Raw genomic sequence first — 18,616 nt, 5'->3', positions numbered from 1 at the left:
CCTTCGTCGAGCGGTCGGCGTGTGACCCGCTCCGTGCTCCAGCTGGAGGATTTCCACCGTGCGTAAAGTTCTGATCGCCAACCGAGGCGAGATCGCCGTGCGGATCGCCCGCGCCTGCCGCGACGCCGGGATCGGCAGCGTCGCGGTCTACGCCGAACCCGACCTCGACGCCCTGCACGTCAAGGTCTCCGACGAGGCGCACAGCCTGGGCGGCTCCACCCCCGCCGACTCCTACCTCGACATCGGCAAGCTCCTGGCGGTGGCCGCCTCCTCCGGCGCGGACGCCGTCCACCCCGGCTACGGGTTCCTGGCCGAGAACGCCGACTTCGCGCAGGCCGTCATCGACGCCGGGCTGACCTGGATCGGCCCGCCCCCGTCGGCGATCACCGCCCTGGGCGACAAGGTCCAGGCCCGACACATCGCGCAGAAGGTCGGCGCCCCGCTGGTCGCGGGCACCCCCGACCCGGTGGAGTCCGCCGAGGAGGTCGTGGCCTTCGCCCGGGAGCACGGCCTGCCGATCGCGATCAAGGCGGCCTTCGGCGGCGGCGGACGCGGCCTGAAGGTGGCGTACACGCTGGACGAGGTGGCCGACGCCTACGAGTCGGCGGTGCGCGAGGCGGTGACCGCGTTCGGTCGCGGCGAGTGCTTCGTGGAGCGCTACCTGGACAAGCCGCGCCACGTGGAGACGCAGTGCCTGGCCGACACCCACGGCAACGTCGTGGTGGTCTCCACCCGTGACTGCTCCCTCCAGCGCCGTCACCAGAAGCTGGTGGAGGAGGCGCCCGCCCCGTTCCTGTCCCCCGACCAGATGGAGCGCCTGTACAGCGCCTCGAAGGCCATCCTGGCCGAGGCGGGCTACGTGGGCGCGGGCACCTGCGAGTTCCTCGTCGGGGTGGACGGGACCATCTCGTTCCTGGAGGTCAACACCCGCCTGCAGGTCGAGCACCCGGTCACCGAGGAGGTCACCGGCATCGACCTGGTCCGCGAGATGTTCCGCGTCGCGGACGGCGAGGAGCTGGGCTACGGCGACCCCGAGGTCCGCGGCCACTCCTTCGAGTTCCGGATCAACGCCGAGGACCCGGGGCGCGGATTCATGCCCGCCCCCGGCACCATCACCGCCCTGAACCTGCCCGGCGGACCCGGCGTGCGGGTGGACACCGGCTGCGAGGCCGGGTTCACCGTCCCGCAGGCCTTCGACTCGATGGTCGCCAAGCTGATCGTCACGGGGCGCACCCGCACCGAGGCGCTCCAGCGCTCCAAGCGGGCCCTGGCCGAGTTCGCGGTGGGCGGCATGCCCACGGTGATCCCGTTCCACCAGGCCGTCGTCGAGGACCCGGCGTTCGCCCCGGCCGACCCCGACCAGCCGTTCGGGGTGTACACCCGCTGGATCGAGACCGAGTTCGAGAACACCATCGAACCCTGGGCGGGCGAGCCCGGCACCGCCGAGGCCCCCGAGCGGGAGACCGTGACCGTGGAGGTCGGCGGCAGACGCGTGGAGGTCGTCCTGCCCGCGTCGCTGGGCGCGGCGGCGGCCCCGGCGGCCGACAACGGCGGGAAGCGCAGGCGGTCGGCCCGCAGGGGCGGCGCGGCGGCGGTGGCCAGCGGTGACTCCCTCGTCTCCCCGATGCAGGGCACCGTGGTCAAGCTGGTGGCCCAGGAGGGCCAGCAGGTGGGCGAGGGCGAGACCGTGGTGGTCATCGAGGCCATGAAGATGGAGCAGCCGCTCACCGCGCACCGGGCCGGGGTCGTGACCGGCCTCAAGGTCACCCCGGGCGAGACCGTGGGCAACGGCGCCGTGGTCTGCGAGATCAAGGACGCGTAGGGCTCCGGGCCCCCGGTCCGTGGAGGGGAGGCACCGCGCCGGTGCCTCCCCTCCGGCGTCTCCCGGGGGTGATCCTCGTCGCGTAGGACGCCGGGAAGATCCAGCCCAGTAGGGGCTCCCGACGGCACCTTCGGGAAGAACGTCCGATTGTGTATGGAAAAGGTAAGTGATCCGGGTTAGTGTTCTCGACTGTGACGAACATCTGGGGACTGACGCGAAGGTGGCACATCGACCTGTGCCGCTTCAGCAGCCACGCGTGTAGCTAGGTCCACGCGCGCCCGTGCCTTCCGCCGGGCAGCGCGCCGCTCACCCTTCCCAGGTCACCCATCCCGGTGATGCCCGACCGATCCCCTGCGCCGAGCTCCCGCGGCCCGCCACGCCGACCCGTGACGTCGTACGTGTGCGCCCGGCCACCCATCCCTGGAGTCATCCTTCCGTGTCTGAGCAGACCACAGTTCCCAGACGTAAGCCGCGTTTTCCCTTCGCCGCACAGGTCTTCGCCGGTGTCGTCCTCGGCATCGTGCTCGGTGTCGTCGCCCTCCAGATCGGCCCCGTCGGTGACGGTGAGCCGAACTGGCTGGCCGTCACCCTGGAGACCGTCGGCTCGACCTTCGTGGCGCTGCTGCGCACGATCGTGCCGCCGCTGATCGTCCTCGCCGTCATCTCCTCCATCGCCAACCTGCGCAACGTCGCCAACGCCGCGCGCCTGGCCTGGAAGACCCTGCTCTGGTTCGCCATCACCGCGCTGGTCTCCGTGGCCATCGCGATCGCGATCGGCCTGACCCTGCGCCCCGGCCTGAACAGCGCCGTGGACGCGGGCACCGCCGCCGAGCCCTCCACCACGGGTTCCTGGCTGGCCTTCATCGAGAGCATCGTCCCGGCCAACTTCCTGGGCCTGGCGGCGAGCACCTCCGCCGCCGACGACGGCTCGCTGAGCACGTCGCTGTCGTTCAACGTGCTCCAGCTGATCGTGATCGCCGTGGTCCTGGGCATCGCCGCCGTGAAGGTCGGCAAGCCCGCCGAGCCCTTCATCGCGTTCACCTCCTCCACCCTGGAGGTCGTGCTCAAGGCCCTGTGGTGGGTCATCCGCCTCGCCCCGATCGGCACCGTCGGTCTGCTGGGCAACGCCGTCTACAGCTACGGATGGACCACGATCGGCGCGCTCGGCCAGTTCACCGTCGCGATCTACCTCGGCCTGGCCCTGGTGCTGTTCGTCGTCTACCCGCTGGTCGCCCGCCTCAACGGCCTCTCCCCGGTCAAGTACTTCACCGGTGTGTGGCCCGCCGTCCAGCTCGGTTTCGTGTCGCGCTCCTCGCTCGGCACCCTGCCCGTCACCCAGCGCGTCGCCGAGCAGAACTTCGGCGTCCCGCGCCACTACTCGGCCTTCGCGGTGCCGTTCGGCGCCACCACGAAGATGGACGGCTGCGCCGCGATCTACCCGGCGATCTCCGCGATCTTCGTCGCCCAGTTCTTCGGCGTCGGCCTCGGCCTCACCGACTACCTGCTGATCGTGTTCGTCTCGGTGATCGGCTCGGCCGCCACGGCGGGCACCACCGGCGCGACCGTCATGCTGACCCTGACCCTGTCCACGCTGGGTCTGCCCCTGGAGGGCGTGGGTCTGCTGCTGGCCGTCGACCCGATCCTGGACATGGGCCGCACCGCCACCAACGTGGCCGGTCAGGCGCTGATCCCCGCAATCGTCGCCAAGCGCGAGGGCATCCTCGACGTGGTCCGCTACAACGCCCCGCGCGGCACCACCGGCTTCGTCCCCGAGGACGAGCCCGGCACCGCCACGGGTGACGCGATCGCCGCCGAGCGGGCGGAGGCCGAACGCGCCGCCGCCGAGGCCTCCGAGGAGGCCGACCTCGCGGAGTCGGCCGCACGGAGCTAGCTCCCCGCAGCAGACGACGAGGCCCGCCGGATTCCGCCCGGCGGGCCTCGTCGTGTCCCCGGGGGCGCACACCGCGATCAGCGGGGATCCGGAGTCGGCGGCCGGTCGCGGGAACTGTGGCGGCCTCCTGTTCGTCCTGTGGTTGAGGGAGGCGAGAGGATCGACATGTTGCGCCGCTTGGTAACACCCACAGTGCTGACCGCCGGGCTCGCGGCGGCGATGGTGACGGCCGGGGCGGCATCCGCCACCGCCGACACCGGGACCGAACCCCCGCAGACGCAGGACATCGTCGCGGAGCTGGAGAACGACGGGGTCTTCGTCGACCCGTCGATCGAGGGCTTCCCGAGCGGTGACGAGGCGGCCCTGGAGGCGGCCGTCGCGAACGCGGACACCCCCGTCTACTACGTGCTCCTACCGCGTGAGGTCACCACCTCCGAGGCCGGGGTGAACACCATCATGGAACCGGTGATGGCCGAGGTCGGTGACGGGGCGTACGGGGTCCTCGGCGGGAGCGAACGCTTCTTCGTCACCTCCCCCAACCTGGAGGACACCACCGCCGTCCGGGACGCCGCGCACTCCGCGAGCCCCACCAACCCGACGGACGCCCTCGTGGCGCTGCCGGAGGCCGTCCAGTCCACCGAGACCGCCGACGAGGCCCCGGCCGGGGGCGGCGGCTCCGGACTGGTGCTGCTCACCGTCCTCGTGCTCGTGGCCGCCGCGGGCGGCTGGTACGTGTACAACGCCCGCAAGAAGCGTGAGGCCGAGAAGGCCAAGCAGCTCCAGGAGATCAAGCAGATGGCCACCGAGGACGTCGTCCGCCTCGGTGAGGACGTCGCCCGTCTGGAGATCGACCTGTCCCAGGTGGACGACGCGACCCGCGAGGACTACTCCCGGGCCATGGACTCCTACGACCAGGCCAAGGCCCAGCTGGACACCATCCAGGAGCCCGACCAGGTCAGGCAGGTGACCAGCGCCCTGGAGGACGGCCGCTACTACATGTCCGCCACCCGGGCCCGGATGAACGGCGACCCGGTGCCCGCGCGGCGCGGCCCCTGCTTCTTCAACCCGCAGCACGGGCCCTCCACCGAGGACGTCACCTGGGCCCCGCCCGGGGGCTCCCCCCGGTCGGTCACCGCGTGCGCGGCCTGTGCCCAGGCGGTGCGCACCGGCGGGCAGCCGGACGTGCGCATGGTCGAGGTGGACGGTGAACGGCGTCCGTACTACGACGCCGGTCCCGCGTACTCGCCCTACGCCGGCGGCTACTTCGGCATGAACATGATGATGGGCATGTTCACCGGCATGATGATGGGCTCCATGATGGGGTCGATGATGGGCGGCGGCATGATGGACGCCGGAGGGGACATGGGCGACGGCGGCGGAGGCGACTTCGACGGCGGCGGCGACTTCGGGGACTTCGGCGGCTTCGACTTCTAGGGAGTGTTTTTTGGATGCTTTCGCTGGTGGCGGCGGAGCCGCCATCGATGCGAGCGGCCGTCCAGGCAATCTCTCGCAAGACGATGAGTGAAGGTCAGCCCGGGTTTGGCTGTCCGAGCTTCATCGGCGCAGCGAGAGGCAGCCTGGTGGTCGCGAGCGCGGAATGATCCAAAAGAACACGACCTAGTCGGGCGCCACACACGGAAGGGCCCCGGGAGAGGTGAACTCTCCCGGGGCCCTTCCGTGTTCCTACTCCCGGCCGACGGGTGTCGGGGAGTCCTGGTGGACGCCCTCCACCCAGCGCCGGACCGCCTCGGCGGTCTCCACGGGCGCGGACTCGGTGGTGTCGAGCAGCGTGACGGGCGGCCGCAGCCTACCGGCCTCCTCCGTCAGCCAGTCCTGGTGGTCCAGGGTCTCGTCGATCCTGGCCTCGTCCCAGCCGCGCCAGTCCGGGCGGGCCCTCAGCCTCGCGGCGAGCGCCCGGGGGTCGCAGGTGAGCGCGAGGTAGTGGACCCCCGAGAAGAGGGCGCGCTCGGGCAGGTGTTCGAGTTCGGGCGGAGCCACGGTCCCGCACAGCACGACGGGCCGCCCGCTCTGCTGGACCATGGCGGCGGTGCGCAGCCAGGTCGAGCGGAACAGGCGGTGGTCGTCGGCGGGGTCGCGCAGGCCGCCCACCCAGAGCAGGTCCTGTTCGAGGACGACGAACCGCTCGGACAAACGGGCCAGGAGTTCCCGGGCCACGGTGGACTTGCCCGTGCCGCTGGGCCCCGTGACGCACAGGAGCGGCAGCCTCAGGAAGGGACGGGTCAGACCGCAGAAGGAGCAGCGGAGCAGGTGCTCCCCCGCTCCCGTGTCGGGTTCCCCGTCCCACTCCCCGCAGTGTGTACAGATCAGCGGGTGCACGGCCGTCACCTCTGCGGCTAGTCGAAGAGCTGTTCCAGGAACCCCTTGCGGCGACGGCGGTAGGGGCGGGGGGAGTCGTTGTACCCGCCGCCGCCCCGGTAGGCGGCCGGGGAGTCCGCGTAGCCGCCGCCGTAGCCGCGCGGGGAGTCGGGGTAGCCGCGCCGCTGGCCGGGGCGCTGGCCCGGGTAGGGCTGGGGGGAGTGCGGGTCGGGCGGGACGGCACCGTAGTGGCGCTGCTCGGCGGAGACGACGCGCTCCAGCTCGCCACGGTCCAGGAAGATTCCCTGGCACCCGTCGCACCGGTCGATGTGGACGCCCTGACGGTCGTAGGTACGCATCTGGCTTTGGCACTTCGGACAGATCACCCGGAAAAGGTACTCCCGGGAGTGTCAAGGGGATGTAAGGAATCCGGGCCCGCCGTGTGTCCTGCACGTGATCCACACGGCGGGCCGGGCCCGCGTTCCGGGGAACCCGTCGACTACTCCGGGGAGGCGAGCATGAGCGAGCGGGCGGCCTCGGTGACGCTGCCGGACAGCGAGGGGTACACCGAGAAGGTGTGCGCGATGTCGTCCACGGTCAGGCGCTGCTGCACCGCGATGGACACGCCCAGGATGAGTTCGCTGGCGCGCGGGCCGACGATGACGCCGCCGAGGACGATCCCGGTGTGCTGACGGCAGATGAGCTTGACGAAGCCGTCCTTGACCTGGTTCATCTTGGCGCGCGGGTTGGTGTTCAGCGGCAGGGTGACGGTACGGCCGTCGATCCGCCCGCTGCGCACGTCGTCCTCGCTGGCGCCGACCGCCGCCAGCTCGGGGTGGGTGAACACGGTGGAGGCGACGGTGGAGAGCTGGAGCGGGGACACGGCCTCGCCCAGCGCGTGCCACATGGCGATGCGCCCCTGCATGGCCGCCACCGAGGCGAGCATGTTCACCCCGGTGCAGTCACCGGCGGCGTACACGCCCGGGACGGTGGTGCGGGAGACCCGGTCGACCTCGACGAACCCGCCCCTGCCCAGGCGGACCCCGGCCTCCTCCAGGCCCAGGCCCTCCGTGTTGGGGATCATGCCGACGGTCATCAGGCAGTGGCTGCCGTCCACGGTGCGGCCGTCGGAGAGGGTCACCCGGACGCCGTCCTCGGTGCGCACGACCGACTCGGCGCGGGTCTGGCTGAGGACCGTCATGCCGCGTCGCATGAAGACCTCCTCCAGTACCTCGGCGGCGTCGGAGTCCTGCGTGGGCATGACCAGCTCGCGGGAGGACACGAGGGTGACGTCGGAGCCCAGGGCCTGGTAGGCGCTGGCGAACTCGGCGCCGGTCACGCCGGAGCCGACCACGATCAGCTTCTCCGGCAGCTCCTCCAGGTCGTAGAGGTGGCGCCAGGTGAGGATGCGCTCGCCGTCCGGCTTGGCGGTGGGCAGCTCGCGCGGGTGCGCGCCGGTGGCGATGAGCACGACGTCGGCGCGGATGCGGCGGTCCCCGACGGCGACGATGTGCGGGTCGACCAGCCGGGCCTCCCCGATGACCACCTCGACGCCCTCCTTGACCAGGCGGGCACGGGTGTCGTCGGACTGGGCCTGGGCCAGGCGCTTGATCCGCGAGTTGATCTGGTCGATGTCGACCTCGACCGGCTCCTTGTGCTCCTCGGCCGCCGGGATGTGGATGCCCAGGCTGCCCGACTCGCGCACGTACGTGGTGCGGGTGGACGTGGCGATGAGGCTCTTGGAGGGGACGCAGTCGGTGAGGACGCAGGAACCGCCGATTCCGTCGCGCTCCACCACGGTCACGTCCGCGCCCAACTGCGCGGCGACCAACGCCGGCTCATAGCCCCCGGGCCCGCCACCGATGATCACGACCTTCGTCACGCTGCTTCACTCCCTCTGCGGGCGATGCGGCCTACCCGTTCCCGGTCCGGGGCGATGTTCGGGCATGGCAGGGCACCACCTGGTTGTCTCGCTTCCCTCCATTGTCGGCCATGCCGGGTGTCGATGACCGCAGCCACCCCCGGTCAGCGCACGGTGCCGGGTGGGGACGGGCCCGTCGGACCCCCTCCCGAGCTCGGAGAATGCGACGAAGGACACGTGGACCGGGGCGCTCGACGCACCCGAGGTCACACGTACATTCCGCCCTTCGGACACCCTGCGTTGCGCTCCGGTGTCAACTGACTACAGAGCGGTAGTATCCGACTTGTGAGTGAATCAGAGCAGCCGCCCCGAACCACGGGCGAGGCGAAGCAACTGGCGGACTCCGCGGCGAAGGAGCTGTTGGCCCGGGCCGGTGCCGACAGTTTCGACGCCCTGGTGGTGCTCGGCTCCGGCTGGGCTGGCGCGGTGGACACGCTGGGCACGCCCGACATCGAGATCGACGCGACCGAACTGCCCGGGTTCGTGCGGCCCACGGCGGAGGGGCACAGCGGCAGGATCCGCAGCATGTGGGTGGGCGACAAGCGCGTGGTCGTGTTCGTGGGACGCGTCCACCTCTACGAGGGGTTCGGCCCGATGGTGGCCGCGCACGCGGTCCGGACGGGGATCGCCGCGGGCGCCCGGGTCGCGGTACTGACCGGCTCCGCCGGGTCCCTGCGCACCGACTTCCAGCCGGGCCAGCCGATCGTCGTCCGGGACCACGTGAACCTCACCGCGACCTCGCCGCTGGCCGGTCCCGACTTCGTCGACCTGACCCACGCCTACAGCGAGCGCCTGCGCGGCGTCATCCACGAGGTGGACGTGACACTGGCCGAGGGCGTGTACGTGTCGACGACGGGCCCGCAGCTCCAGACGCAGACCGAGCTGAAGGTGCTGCGGCAGGCGGGCGCGGACGTGGTGGGGCGGTCGATCGCGCTGGAGACCATCGCCGCCGTCGAGATGGGGGCCGAGGTCCTGGGCCTGTCGATGGTCAGCAACGACGCACTGGGGTCCGTACTGGAGCCGTTCGAGCAGGAGCGCGCCCTGGAGGTCGTCACCCAGCGGGCACGGCGGCTCGGTGAGCTGCTGAACCGGGTGCTGGAGGCGGCCTGAGGCACGGCGACCCCGTTCCGGGGTCGGACACGGACAGCACGAAGCCCGGCCTCGGCCGGGCTTCGTCGTGCCGGGTGTCCGCGATCCCGTGGGGACCGCGTCCGGAAGCGGCTGGGGCACCCTCGACCGGACCCGAAACGTCCGGTACCGGCGTGGCGAGCGTACATCCCGAGGCCATGGGATGGACGGCACCGAACGTGGGTCCGGTCGAAGGTGGTGCTTTCCCCGGTGCCACCCAGCGCCCGGGATCCCCGCAGACCCCGTTGGACTGGCGCTGACAGCACCTTCTCTTCCCGATATTCAGTTGAACCGCGCGCGTTGCCCTGGGAGGGGGATCCGGGTGGGTGGCCATCCGCGCGAAGCCCGCCCACCCGGAACGTTCTCCCTTAGGCATGCCTAACCTAACCAGAACCCCGGGGGGTGCGTCAACCCCGCGTCCGGCGCGTCCGCCCGGCCTCGGGCCGACGGCCCGCCCCGGCCCCGACAGACGACGGGCCCGGCCCCTCGCACGGTGCGGGGGGCCGGGCCCGATCCGGGACGAACGGCTGGTCAGGCGATGAACAACACGGCCACGAGGAGCACCAGCGGCACGCCCAGGACGACGATGACCTCGACCGGCACCATCGTCTGCGGGCGGTCCTCGGCGCCCAGCGCGGCCGGGCCCTCCTCGTCGATCTCCTTGATGGGGCCGCGCAGCGGACGGGCCCGGTACTTCTCCGCGTCACGGCGGAGCTCACGGGCGACCAGGTCCACCGGGCGCATCGCGGTGGGGTCCCTGTCGTCGTCGTGGTCCAGGTAGCCCGACTCACGGCGCATGTTCTCCCGCACCTTGGCCCGCTTGGTCTCGCGCAGCGGCCAGGACCGGTAGACCCGCTCCGGGGTGTGCACCCGCAGCACGTCCACCACGTCCACCCACTGCACGGCGGCCCACGGCACGAAGGTCTCGCGCAGCGGGTTGACCATCCGGACGCCGCGCTCGGTGGAGACCACCCGGGGGCGCAGCCACGTGGCGTAGACGGCGGCGACGCTGAACACCAGGACGGCCCCGGCGATCCAGGCCATCCGGTCCTGCCCGCGCAGCACCAGGTCCAGCAGCAGCAGGACCGCGACGACGATCCAGACGATCGCCAGCACCCGGGAGGAGGTCGAGTAGTGCGTGGTGACCCCCTCGGAGGATCCGGCCATCAGTGCGTCGCCCACTTCAGCTGCGCGAACCCGGGCTTGATGGTGCCGTTGATCAGCGCCAGCCGCTCGTCGAACGGCAGGAAGGCCGACTTCATGGCGTTGACCGTGAACCACTGGAGGTCGTCCCAGTCGTACCCGAAGGCCTCGCTCAGCTTGGCGAACTCCTCCGACAGGGTCACCCCGCTCTGGAGGCGGTTGTCCGTGTTGACCGTGACCCGGAAGCGCAGGTCCCGCAGGAGGCTGATCGGGTGGTCCGCGATGGACTCGGCGGCACCGGTCTGCACGTTGGAGCTGGGGCACATCTCCAGCGGCACGCGCTTGTCCCGCACGTACTGGGCCAGGCGCCCCAGCACCGGCACACCGTTCTCGTTCTCGGTGATGTCGTCGATGATGCGCACGCCGTGGCCGAGCCGGTCGCAGCCGCACCACTGGAGCGCCTCCCAGATGGAGGGCAGTCCGAAGGCCTCACCGGCGTGGATGGTGAAGTGGAAGTTCTCCCTGCGCAGGTACTCGAAGGCGTCCAGGTGGCGGGTGGGCGGGTTGCCCGCCTCCGCGCCCGCGATGTCGAAGCCGCTGACCCCGGCGTCGCGGTAGCGCACCGCCAGCTCCGCGATCTCCGACGAGCGGGCCGCGTGGCGCATGGCGGTCACCAGCTGACCGGTGCGGATGCTCCGGCCCGCGTCGGCGGCGCGCTTCTCCCCCAGTTCGAGCCCCTCCTGGACGGCCTCCACGACCTCCTCCAGGGTGAGGCCGCCCTCCAGGTGCTGCTCGGGGGCGTACCGCTGCTCCGCGTAGACCACGCCGTCGGCGGCCAGGTCCTCCGCCGACTCGGCGGCGACGCGCACGAGGGCGTCACGGCTCTGCATGACCGCCGTGGTGTGGGCGAAGGTCTCCAGGTAGCGCTCCAGCGACCCGGAGTCCGACGCCTCGCGGAACCAACGCCCCAGCTCGGCCGGGTCGTAGGTGGGCAGGTCCCGGTAGCCCGCCTCCTGCGCGAGCTCCACCACCGTGGACGGGCGCAGCCCGCCGTCGAGGTGGTCGTGCAGGAGCACCTTGGGCGCCCGGCGGATCTGTTCGACTGTGAGTGGCTGGTTCATCCACTCAGGATGCCACCAGGCGACGAGGGCACCCGACACGGCGACACGAAGTTACCGACGATCCGGCAGAAGCCGCCCGGTGGCCACGTTGGCGGAGGTCCGGGCGCCGTTGGTGCGGGGCGGCGGAAGGGCCGTCAGGCCAGGGCCTCGCTGTCCGAGCGCACACCCTCGGGGGCGTCCTCCCACAGGGAGGTGAGCGCGGTGGTCACCATCAGGCGGGTGCCCGCGCCGATCGCGCGCTCGTCGGCGTCGAAGGTGCCCCGGTGCAGGTCCAGCATGTCGCCGCTCCAGTCCGGGGAGTGGGTGCCCAGCCGGGCCAGCGCGCCCGGAGCGTGCTCCAGGTACCAGGCGAAGTCCTCCCCGCCCAGGCTCTGCGGGGTCGGCGTGACCGCGTCGGCGCCCAGGGCCAGGGTGGTGGCCTCGCGCATGATCTCCACGCTGCGGGACTCGTTGATGGTGGGCGGGACGCCCCGGCGGTAGGTGACCTCGGCGTCGGCGCCGTAGGCCGAGGCGACCGACTCCACCAGGCCCTTGAGGATGTCGGGGGCGGCGTGCCAGGCCTCGTCGTCGAGGCACCGGACGGTGCCCTCCGCGACGGCGTCGTCGGGGATGACGTTGGGCGCCGAGCCCGCGCTGATCCGGCCCCACACCAGGCTGAACCCGGCCCGGGGGTCGACCCGGCGGGACAGCGCGGCGGGCAGCTCGGTGACGATCTTGCCGAGCGCGTAGACGAGGTCCGAGGTCAGGTGCGGGCGCGCGGTGTGCCCGCCCGGGCCGGAGAGGCGGACCATGATCTGGTCGCAGGCGGCGGTGATGCCGCCGGTGCGCAGACCCACCTTGCCGACCATCTGGCGGGGGTCGCAGTGCAGGGCGAAGACCCGGTCCACGCCCTCCATGCCACCGGCCCTGACGACCTCGACCGCACCGCCGGGGAGCTCCTCGGCGGGCTGGAAGAGGAGGCGGACGCGGCCGGGCAGCGCGCCCGCCCGGTCCTGCTGGGCGAGGAAGATCCCCGTGGCCAGCAGGACCGTGGTGTGCACGTCGTGCCCGCAGGCGTGGGCGACGCCGGGGACGGTGGAGCGGTAGGGGACGTCCTTCTCGTCGGTGAGGGGAAGTGCGTCGATGTCGGCGCGCAGGGCGACCATGGGGCCGGGGCCGTTCCCGATGTCGCAGATCAGGCCGGTGCCCTGGGGAAGGGTCCGGGGTGCGAGCCCCGCCTGGCGCAGGCGCTCGGCCAGGCGGCCCGTGGTGCGGTGTTCCGCGAAGGCCAGCTCCGGGTGCATGTGCAGGTCCCGGCGGAATCCCGTGAGCTCCCGCTCATGGCGCGCCAGAAAAGCCGTCAACTGCTCCGGCAGGTCACGTCCCTGCATGCGAGGGTCCCCATTTCGTTACTTCTATCGCGCGCCGACAAATGCCGCGCGGGCGGTGTCCCCCTCGAACTCGGCTGAGAGCAGGTCCACGACGTCTTCGAGCGAACCGCCGTCGGCGACCACCGCTCGCTGACGCTCGTAGGAGGCACCCTTGTCCAGGATCTCGGTGACCAGGTCCAGGTCCTCCGCGCAGCCCAGGCGGGCGGCGACCGGCGCCAGTTCGCGGACCAGCTCGTAGAGGTCGTCGCGGATCGGAACGGTGGTCCCGTGTGAGTCCGTGATGACACGAGCGTCGAGTCCATAGCGGGTGGCCCGCCACTTGTTGTCCTTCACCACCCAGGACGGCGGGCTGGGCAAGCTGTACCCGCGGTCGAGCTGGTGATCGAACAGCTCCACCAGACACTGGGAGAGAGCGGCGGCCATTCCCACCTCGCGCAAGGTGGGAATCCCGTCGAACATCCGGATCTCGATGGTGCCGAAATCCGGGTGCGGACGGATGTCCCACCAGACTTCCTTGATAGAGGCGATGGTACCCGCATTGAGAAGGGTTTCGAGGTAATCCTCGAAAGCGGGCCACCCGGGGAGGTTCGGCGGGGGCCCCGAGGTGGGGAGCGCGCCGAAGACAATCGAGCGCGCGGAGGCCAGCCCCGTGTCATGACCACCCCAAAACGGGCTAGAAGCACTCAAAGCCAGAAAATGTGGGAGATACTTCGCAAGTGCGTTCACAATGGGAATAGCCTTCTCCTGGCCGCGCACCCCCACGTGGACGTGTACACCGCAGGTCAGGATCCTGCGGGCCAGCCACTGCATCTGCTCGACCAGCTCCCCGTACCGCTTGCCGGGGCTCAGCTCCTGGTCCCGCCAGTGGTCGATCGGGTGCGTGCCGGAACAGGTCAGCGTGGCACCGCGGGGTTCCAGCACCTCCCGCATCCGCGCCACGTTGCGACCGAGGTCACCCTTGGCCTCCTCGACCGTCTCGCAGATCCCCGTGACGACCTCCACCTGGGACTGCATCAGCTCGTGCCGCAAGGGGGGCACCGCGGCCTCACTGCTGAGATCCGGGAGTTCGGCGAGGAGCTGCCCCGCCTCCTGTCGCAGGTGGCGACTGTTCCGGTCGACGAGTTGGAGTTCCCACTCGACCCCGAGTGTCGCGCGCTCGGACGATTTGAATGCGATTCCCATCTGACCTCCTGGTGTGGGACAGCCCTTGTGACCGACGCACCGCTGGTCCCGGAGAACCGGTCATCCGGGACAGAGGAGGACTACCCGTCTCACACCGCGCGCATACGGAATCAACCCACAGTAAAAAACGACTTCTTTCCGATCCTTTTCCGTTTCCGTGGTCATGTGCGCCGCATGCGCACCGCCACCGCCGCGACACCCGCCGCGACCACCGCCCCGACCAGCGACAACCCCAGGGCGAGCAACCGCTGGGCGAGTCGTCGCTCGGCCAGTGCCTCCGGGCTCGGTCGCAGAACCGGGCGCGGACGCGTCCAGTCCATGCCGTTCTCCTCCGGCAGCGGGAAGGACCCGGTGTAGGGCGGCAGCACCGGCAACCAGGTGGCCGTCCAGGCCGCGCTGAACATGACCACGCGCATCACCAGGTTGATCCAGACCAACAGGCCGACCAGCACGGCGAAGGACGCGTACACCGGGTTGCCGAGGGTCCCCGCCAGCAGCTGCGTGGCGACGTTCTTGAGGATCTCGAACGCCACCGCGCCCAGCAGGGCGCCGCGCCACATCACGGCGGTGGGCCGCCCCACCCCCGACAACAGGGAGAAGGCCAGCACGAACAGGCACGTGTTCACGCCGATCGCGATGACCAGGGCCAGCCCCCGCAGGGACAGGTTGGCCACCACCGACCCGTCCAGCCCCACCAGGGACAGCAGCCAGACCGTGGCGGTCTGCATGAAACCGGTGAAGGCCACCGTGAAGACCAGGGCGGTGCCCAGGGCGACCATCACCAGCAGGTCCACCAGCTTGCGCACCAGGACGTTGGGGCCCTGCCGGAGGCTGTTCAGCCAGATCGTGTGCAGGGCCTCCCGCAGCGCCGACACCGAGTTCAGCCCCGCGTACAGCAGGCCCAGCAGACCCACGACGCTCGCCCCGACCCGGGCCCCCGCGATCTGCTCCATGGGCAGTTGCTGCGACAGCCCCGGCAGCACCTCGTCCAGGGCCGTCTCCAGGTAGTCGGTGAGCTCCACCTGTTGGGAGGCGAGGAAGCCCACCACGGCGAAGGCCAGCGCCAGGAGCGGGAAGAAGGAGAGGAAGGTGAAGTAGGTGACCGCCCCCGCCAGCTGGGTGCCGTTGCGGTCCGAGTAGCGCTCGTAGGCGCGCACCAGGTGGTCCACCGACGGGTACCGGCGCCGCAGACCCCAGTAGCCGTCCATCGCCGCGTTCTGGTAGCGCTGGGCGGTCTCCTTCGCGCGTGTCCTCTTCTCACCTCCGCTCCGCTTCGGGTCCGGCGGTACCCCTTTGGGCCCTCCGCTCCGCTTCGGCCCGTCGTCCGGCGCCGAACGGGCACCCCCCAGCGGCCGGGGTGAACGGGCGGCCCTCACGGGTGCGTCCAGGGTGAACGGGCGGCACTCACGGTTGTCGCTGAGGTGGCGGGTCGGCCGTCCACCTCTGGCTGGGACACCCGTGGCCAGGGCGCGTGGTCGGAGTCGACGGTCGTGGCTGGGGTGGGCAATCGGGTCTCCTCCTGTGGCTGGGGCGGGCGATCGGGGCTGGCGGTGGGAGTCGTCGGGTCGGCAACCCTAGCGCCGGGGACCTCTCGGGAGGAAAGCCCCACGCCCGTCCGGTACCGAGGTGGGGGCAGACTTGGACCCGGTGTTCACCGAGGAGAGCGGGGGCGGGACGTGGGGGTCACCGGGGCGCGGGTGCGCGCGGTGTTGGGGGCGCGGACCACGGGGCCGGTCGGGGACTGGCCCGAGGGGCGGGACGACGACGCCCTGCGTGCGGAGTACACGCGTCTCTTCGGGGCCGAGCCCGCCGGACTGTGGCACGCGCCCGGGCGGCTCGCCCTCATGGGCGAGCACACGGCGGCCAGTGGCGGGGCCGCCCTCTACACGGCCCTGCCCTGGGGCGCGACGGTCGCGGTGGGCACCGACGCGGACGGTGCCACGCGTGTGGCGACCCCCAGCGGCCCTCTGGGCGGCCGGACCCCCGCGGCCCGCGCGGCGACCCGTGCCGTGGACGAAGCGCGCGAGAGCGGGCGTCTGGGCGCCGACAGGGGCGTACGGGTACTGATCGGCTCGAACCTGCCCGAACACGCCTCCTTGGGACACGCCGCGGCGGTCGAGGCGGCGGTGTCCCTGGCCCTGGCCGACCTCGCGGGGGCCGACCGGCCCACCGGCGTGGCCCTGGACGCGCGTGCCGGGCACGCGGTGCGGGTGAACCTGGCCAGCGGCCGGACCACGGTCCTCCCGTTCGACCTCGAAGGGGCCGGGCTGCGGCTGGTGGTGCTGGAGACCGGCGCGCTGCCGAGGCGGGACCCGCGACCGAGGCGCGCCGCCGAACTCGCGCGGGCCCAGGACACCCTCGGCCCGCTGCGCTCCGTCCAGGACCTGCCCGGGGCGCTGCGCCGACTCCAGAACCCCGTGCTGCGCCACCGGGTGGAGTACGCCGTCACCGAGGTCCACCGGCTCAACGCGGCGGTCGGGCTGCTGCGCGCGGGCCGCGCGGCGGAGACCGGGCCGATCCTGTCCGCCTCGCACCTGTCCCTGCGGAGGTTCGACCTGCCCCTGCCCCCGGTGGAGCTGGCGGTGGAGACCGCCGCGCGGGCCGGGGCCCGGGGCGCGCGTATGTCGGGCTGGGCGGGGACGGCGTTCGCGCTGGTCGCGGAGGAACGCGTGGCGGATCTGGGGTCGGCGGTCCGGGACGCGTTCGCGGAGAAGGGGTGGCCCCCGCCGCGCGTCCGTGCGGCGTTGCCCTCGGACGGGGCCGTGCGGAGGGCCTGAACGGGCCGCCGGAGGACATCGGATCGAACCGGACTACTCTGTCAGCGATCACAAGGGACGTACGACACACACCCGAGCGACACATGGCACGGAGCGGATAGGCGATTCGATGGCTGACCGACGGCACCGGGAAGGGCCGGGCTCGACCGGTGGACACGACGACGCGGGCGTGTTCCGGCGCGGGGGCGACCCAGACAGTCCGGACGAGTTCGAGAGGCTGTACCGCCCCCGTGAGTCCGAACAGCGGGTGGTGGGCGACACCCGACGGCTCCCCCCGGCCGACCGGGTCCCTCCGCACCGCCCGAGGAAGCGCCGGACGCACAGCGCCGGGCGCGAGTACGACGGGCGCGGGCACCAGCGTCGCGCCCGGGAGCGCCGCAAGAAGACCGCGCGGAACACCGCGATCCTGGTCCTGGTCCTGCTGTTGGTGGTCCCCGGGGCCTTCTACCTGTGGGCCGACTCCCGGCTGGAGCGGGTGGACGCCCTCCAGGACTACGAGGGCCGCCCGGACCGCCAGCCCGGGACCACGTACATGATCGTCGGCTCCGACAGCCGGGACGGTCTGGACGACGACCAGATCCGCGACCTGGCCACCGGCCGCGCCGAGGGCCGCCGGACGGACACGATCATGGTGCTCTACATGCCGCGCGACGGCGAGCCGACCATCGTCAGCGTGCCGCGTGACTCCTACGTCCCCATGGCGATCCCCGGCTACGCGGACAACAAGATCAACACCGCCTTCGCGGACTCCGTGTGCGGCACCGGCGAGGACGGCGAGGAGGTCTGCGGCGGCCCGGCCCCGCTGGTGCAGAGCTTCGAGCAGGCCTCGGGCGTGCGGATCGACCACTACGTGGAGATCGGCATGGGCGGCTTCGTGGACCTGGTCGACGCGGTCGGCGGCGTGGAGCTGTGCCCCGAGGAGCCGATGGCGGACCCGAAGGCGGGCCTGGACATCGCGGCGGGCTGCCAGGAGATGGACGGCGGCACCGCGCTGGGCTACGTGCGCACCCGCGCCACCGCCCGCGCCGACCTGGACCGCATCCAGCGCCAGCGTGAGTTCTTCTCCGCGCTGATCCAGGAGGCCAGCGCCCCCTCCACGCTCTTCAACCCCTTCAAGTCGGTGCCGCTGGTGCTGGCGGGCACCGACACGTTCATGGTCGACGAGGGCGACAAGCTCCGTCACCTCGCCAGCATGCTGCTGGCGATGCGCGGCGGCACCCAGACCACGGCGGTTCCGGTGGGCGACACCCCCACGCTGGACGGTGTGGGCTCGGTGGTGCTCTGGGACGAGGTGCGGTCCGAGCAGATGTTCGAGGCCATGCGCACCGGGGAGGCCATCCCCGAGGACGCCATGCAGGACTGACCCCGGGAACGAGCGAAGGGCCCGTCACCGGAGTGACGGGCCCTTCTTCGTGACGTTCCGTACTGTGCGCGCCTACCCCCCAGCGGGCGCACGGCCGGCACGTCGGCTCGTGGTGGCCGGAGGGCGAAAACCCCCTCTGGCCTGCCGGTTCTCACCGGCGTGTCTCCACAATAGGTCAAAGTTCGCGAAAGGGGCGAATCGTGCTCACGTGTCCTACGTCGCACACGGTGTCCGAGGACCCCCTCCGACCCCGTCATCCTCCCACCTCCCACGCACGGATGTGGGCCGAACACGGGAAACACTCCCGGGAACTTCCGCGTTCCACGCGCTCCGAACCCCCGCGAACACCGCGTTTCGTGCGTCTCGCCCCGCCCCCGGGACCCCCGGGGACGACGAGGCCCGGGCGCCCCCTCACGGGGACGCCCGGGCGTGGCCAAGGTCTCACCGCGCCGGTCGGCTCAGGACCGCCGCGACGAACCGGGACCTAGGTCGTGTTTTTTGGATCATTCCGCGCTCGCGACCACCAGGCTGCCTCTCGCTGCGCCGATGAAGCTCGGACAGCCAAACCCGGGCTGACCTTCA

14 protein-coding genes are annotated in these 18,616 nt (G+C 71.6%); 6 read left to right on the top strand and 8 right to left on the bottom strand.

Annotated features, from left to right (window positions below; translation table 11 throughout):
• Positions 1–58: 58 nt before the first annotated feature.
• From AC0VYL_RS04090 to AC0VYL_RS04080, 3 genes are all read left to right on the top strand, one after another.
• On the top strand, positions 59–1,822 hold the full coding sequence (locus tag AC0VYL_RS04090; protein WP_475482365.1) for an acetyl/propionyl/methylcrotonyl-CoA carboxylase subunit alpha: 1,764 nt from the start codon (positions 59–61) through the stop codon (positions 1,820–1,822).
• Positions 1,823–2,258: 436 nt separating this feature from the next.
• Positions 2,259–3,713 carry a dicarboxylate/amino acid:cation symporter gene (locus tag AC0VYL_RS04085; protein WP_475482364.1) on the top strand — a complete coding sequence of 485 codons (1,455 nt, stop codon included), beginning with the start codon at positions 2,259–2,261 and terminating at the stop codon, positions 3,711–3,713.
• A gap of 192 nt (positions 3,714–3,905) precedes the next feature.
• Complete coding sequence (locus tag AC0VYL_RS04080; protein WP_475483463.1) at positions 3,906–5,147, top strand: chemotaxis protein CheA; 1,242 nt, start codon at positions 3,906–3,908, stop codon at positions 5,145–5,147.
• Between the two features lie 249 nt (positions 5,148–5,396).
• Here the strand turns inward: AC0VYL_RS04080 and AC0VYL_RS04075 are convergent, their stop codons facing one another.
• From AC0VYL_RS04075 to AC0VYL_RS04065, 3 genes are all read right to left on the bottom strand, one after another.
• Positions 5,397–6,050: an AAA family ATPase gene (locus AC0VYL_RS04075; RefSeq protein ID WP_475482363.1), complete on the bottom strand. Its 654-nt coding sequence runs from the start codon at positions 6,048–6,050 to the stop codon at positions 5,397–5,399.
• A 17-nt stretch (positions 6,051–6,067) separates the two neighbouring features.
• Positions 6,068–6,415 carry a TFIIB-type zinc ribbon-containing protein gene (locus AC0VYL_RS04070; protein ID WP_475459345.1) on the bottom strand — a complete coding sequence of 116 codons (348 nt, stop codon included), beginning with the start codon at positions 6,413–6,415 and terminating at the stop codon, positions 6,068–6,070.
• 113 nt (positions 6,416–6,528) lie between these two features.
• The gene (locus AC0VYL_RS04065; RefSeq protein WP_475459343.1) at positions 6,529–7,911 is read right to left on the bottom strand and encodes an NAD(P)H-quinone dehydrogenase; all 1,383 of its coding nucleotides are present in this window, start codon (positions 7,909–7,911) and stop codon (positions 6,529–6,531) included.
• 324 nt (positions 7,912–8,235) lie between these two features.
• On the opposite strand from AC0VYL_RS04065, the gene AC0VYL_RS04060 reads away from it, so the two are divergent.
• Positions 8,236–9,060, top strand: coding sequence for a purine-nucleoside phosphorylase (locus AC0VYL_RS04060; RefSeq protein WP_475459341.1), 825 nt, complete (start codon positions 8,236–8,238; stop codon positions 9,058–9,060).
• A gap of 549 nt (positions 9,061–9,609) precedes the next feature.
• Here the strand turns inward: AC0VYL_RS04060 and AC0VYL_RS04055 are convergent.
• From AC0VYL_RS04055 to AC0VYL_RS04035, 5 genes are all read right to left on the bottom strand, one after another.
• Positions 9,610–10,260, bottom strand: a complete 651-nt coding sequence (locus AC0VYL_RS04055; protein WP_475482362.1) for a PH domain-containing protein — start codon at positions 10,258–10,260, stop codon at positions 9,610–9,612.
• Entirely contained in the window at positions 10,245–11,342 is a 1,098-nt protein-coding gene (locus AC0VYL_RS04050; protein ID WP_475459338.1) for an adenosine deaminase, read from the bottom strand. The genes AC0VYL_RS04055 and AC0VYL_RS04050 overlap by 16 nt, the downstream gene beginning before the upstream one ends.
• 134 nt (positions 11,343–11,476) lie before the next feature.
• Complete coding sequence (locus AC0VYL_RS04045; protein WP_475459335.1) at positions 11,477–12,712, bottom strand: M20 family metallopeptidase; 1,236 nt, start codon at positions 12,710–12,712, stop codon at positions 11,477–11,479.
• A gap of 24 nt (positions 12,713–12,736) precedes the next feature.
• The gene (locus AC0VYL_RS04040) at positions 12,737–13,894 is read right to left on the bottom strand and encodes a glutamate--cysteine ligase (protein ID WP_475459332.1); all 1,158 of its coding nucleotides are present in this window, start codon (positions 13,892–13,894) and stop codon (positions 12,737–12,739) included.
• A 161-nt stretch (positions 13,895–14,055) separates the two neighbouring features.
• On the bottom strand, positions 14,056–15,102 hold the full coding sequence (locus tag AC0VYL_RS04035; protein WP_475482361.1) for a YihY/virulence factor BrkB family protein: 1,047 nt from the start codon (positions 15,100–15,102) through the stop codon (positions 14,056–14,058).
• A 468-nt stretch (positions 15,103–15,570) separates the two neighbouring features.
• Here AC0VYL_RS04035 and AC0VYL_RS04030 point away from each other — a divergent pair, with 468 nt between their 5' ends.
• Positions 15,571–16,671: a galactokinase family protein gene (locus tag AC0VYL_RS04030; protein ID WP_475482360.1), complete on the top strand. Its 1,101-nt coding sequence runs from the start codon at positions 15,571–15,573 to the stop codon at positions 16,669–16,671.
• 109 nt (positions 16,672–16,780) lie between these two features.
• Positions 16,781–18,034: an LCP family protein gene (locus tag AC0VYL_RS04025; RefSeq protein WP_475459326.1), complete on the top strand. Its 1,254-nt coding sequence runs from the start codon at positions 16,781–16,783 to the stop codon at positions 18,032–18,034.
• The last annotated feature ends 582 nt before the right edge of the window (positions 18,035–18,616 follow it).

The sequence above is a fragment of the Nocardiopsis sp. iso_238 genome (assembly GCF_056173325.1).
Note: the sequence above shows the minus strand (reverse complement) of the source record. Positions and strands in the feature narration are given on the sequence as shown.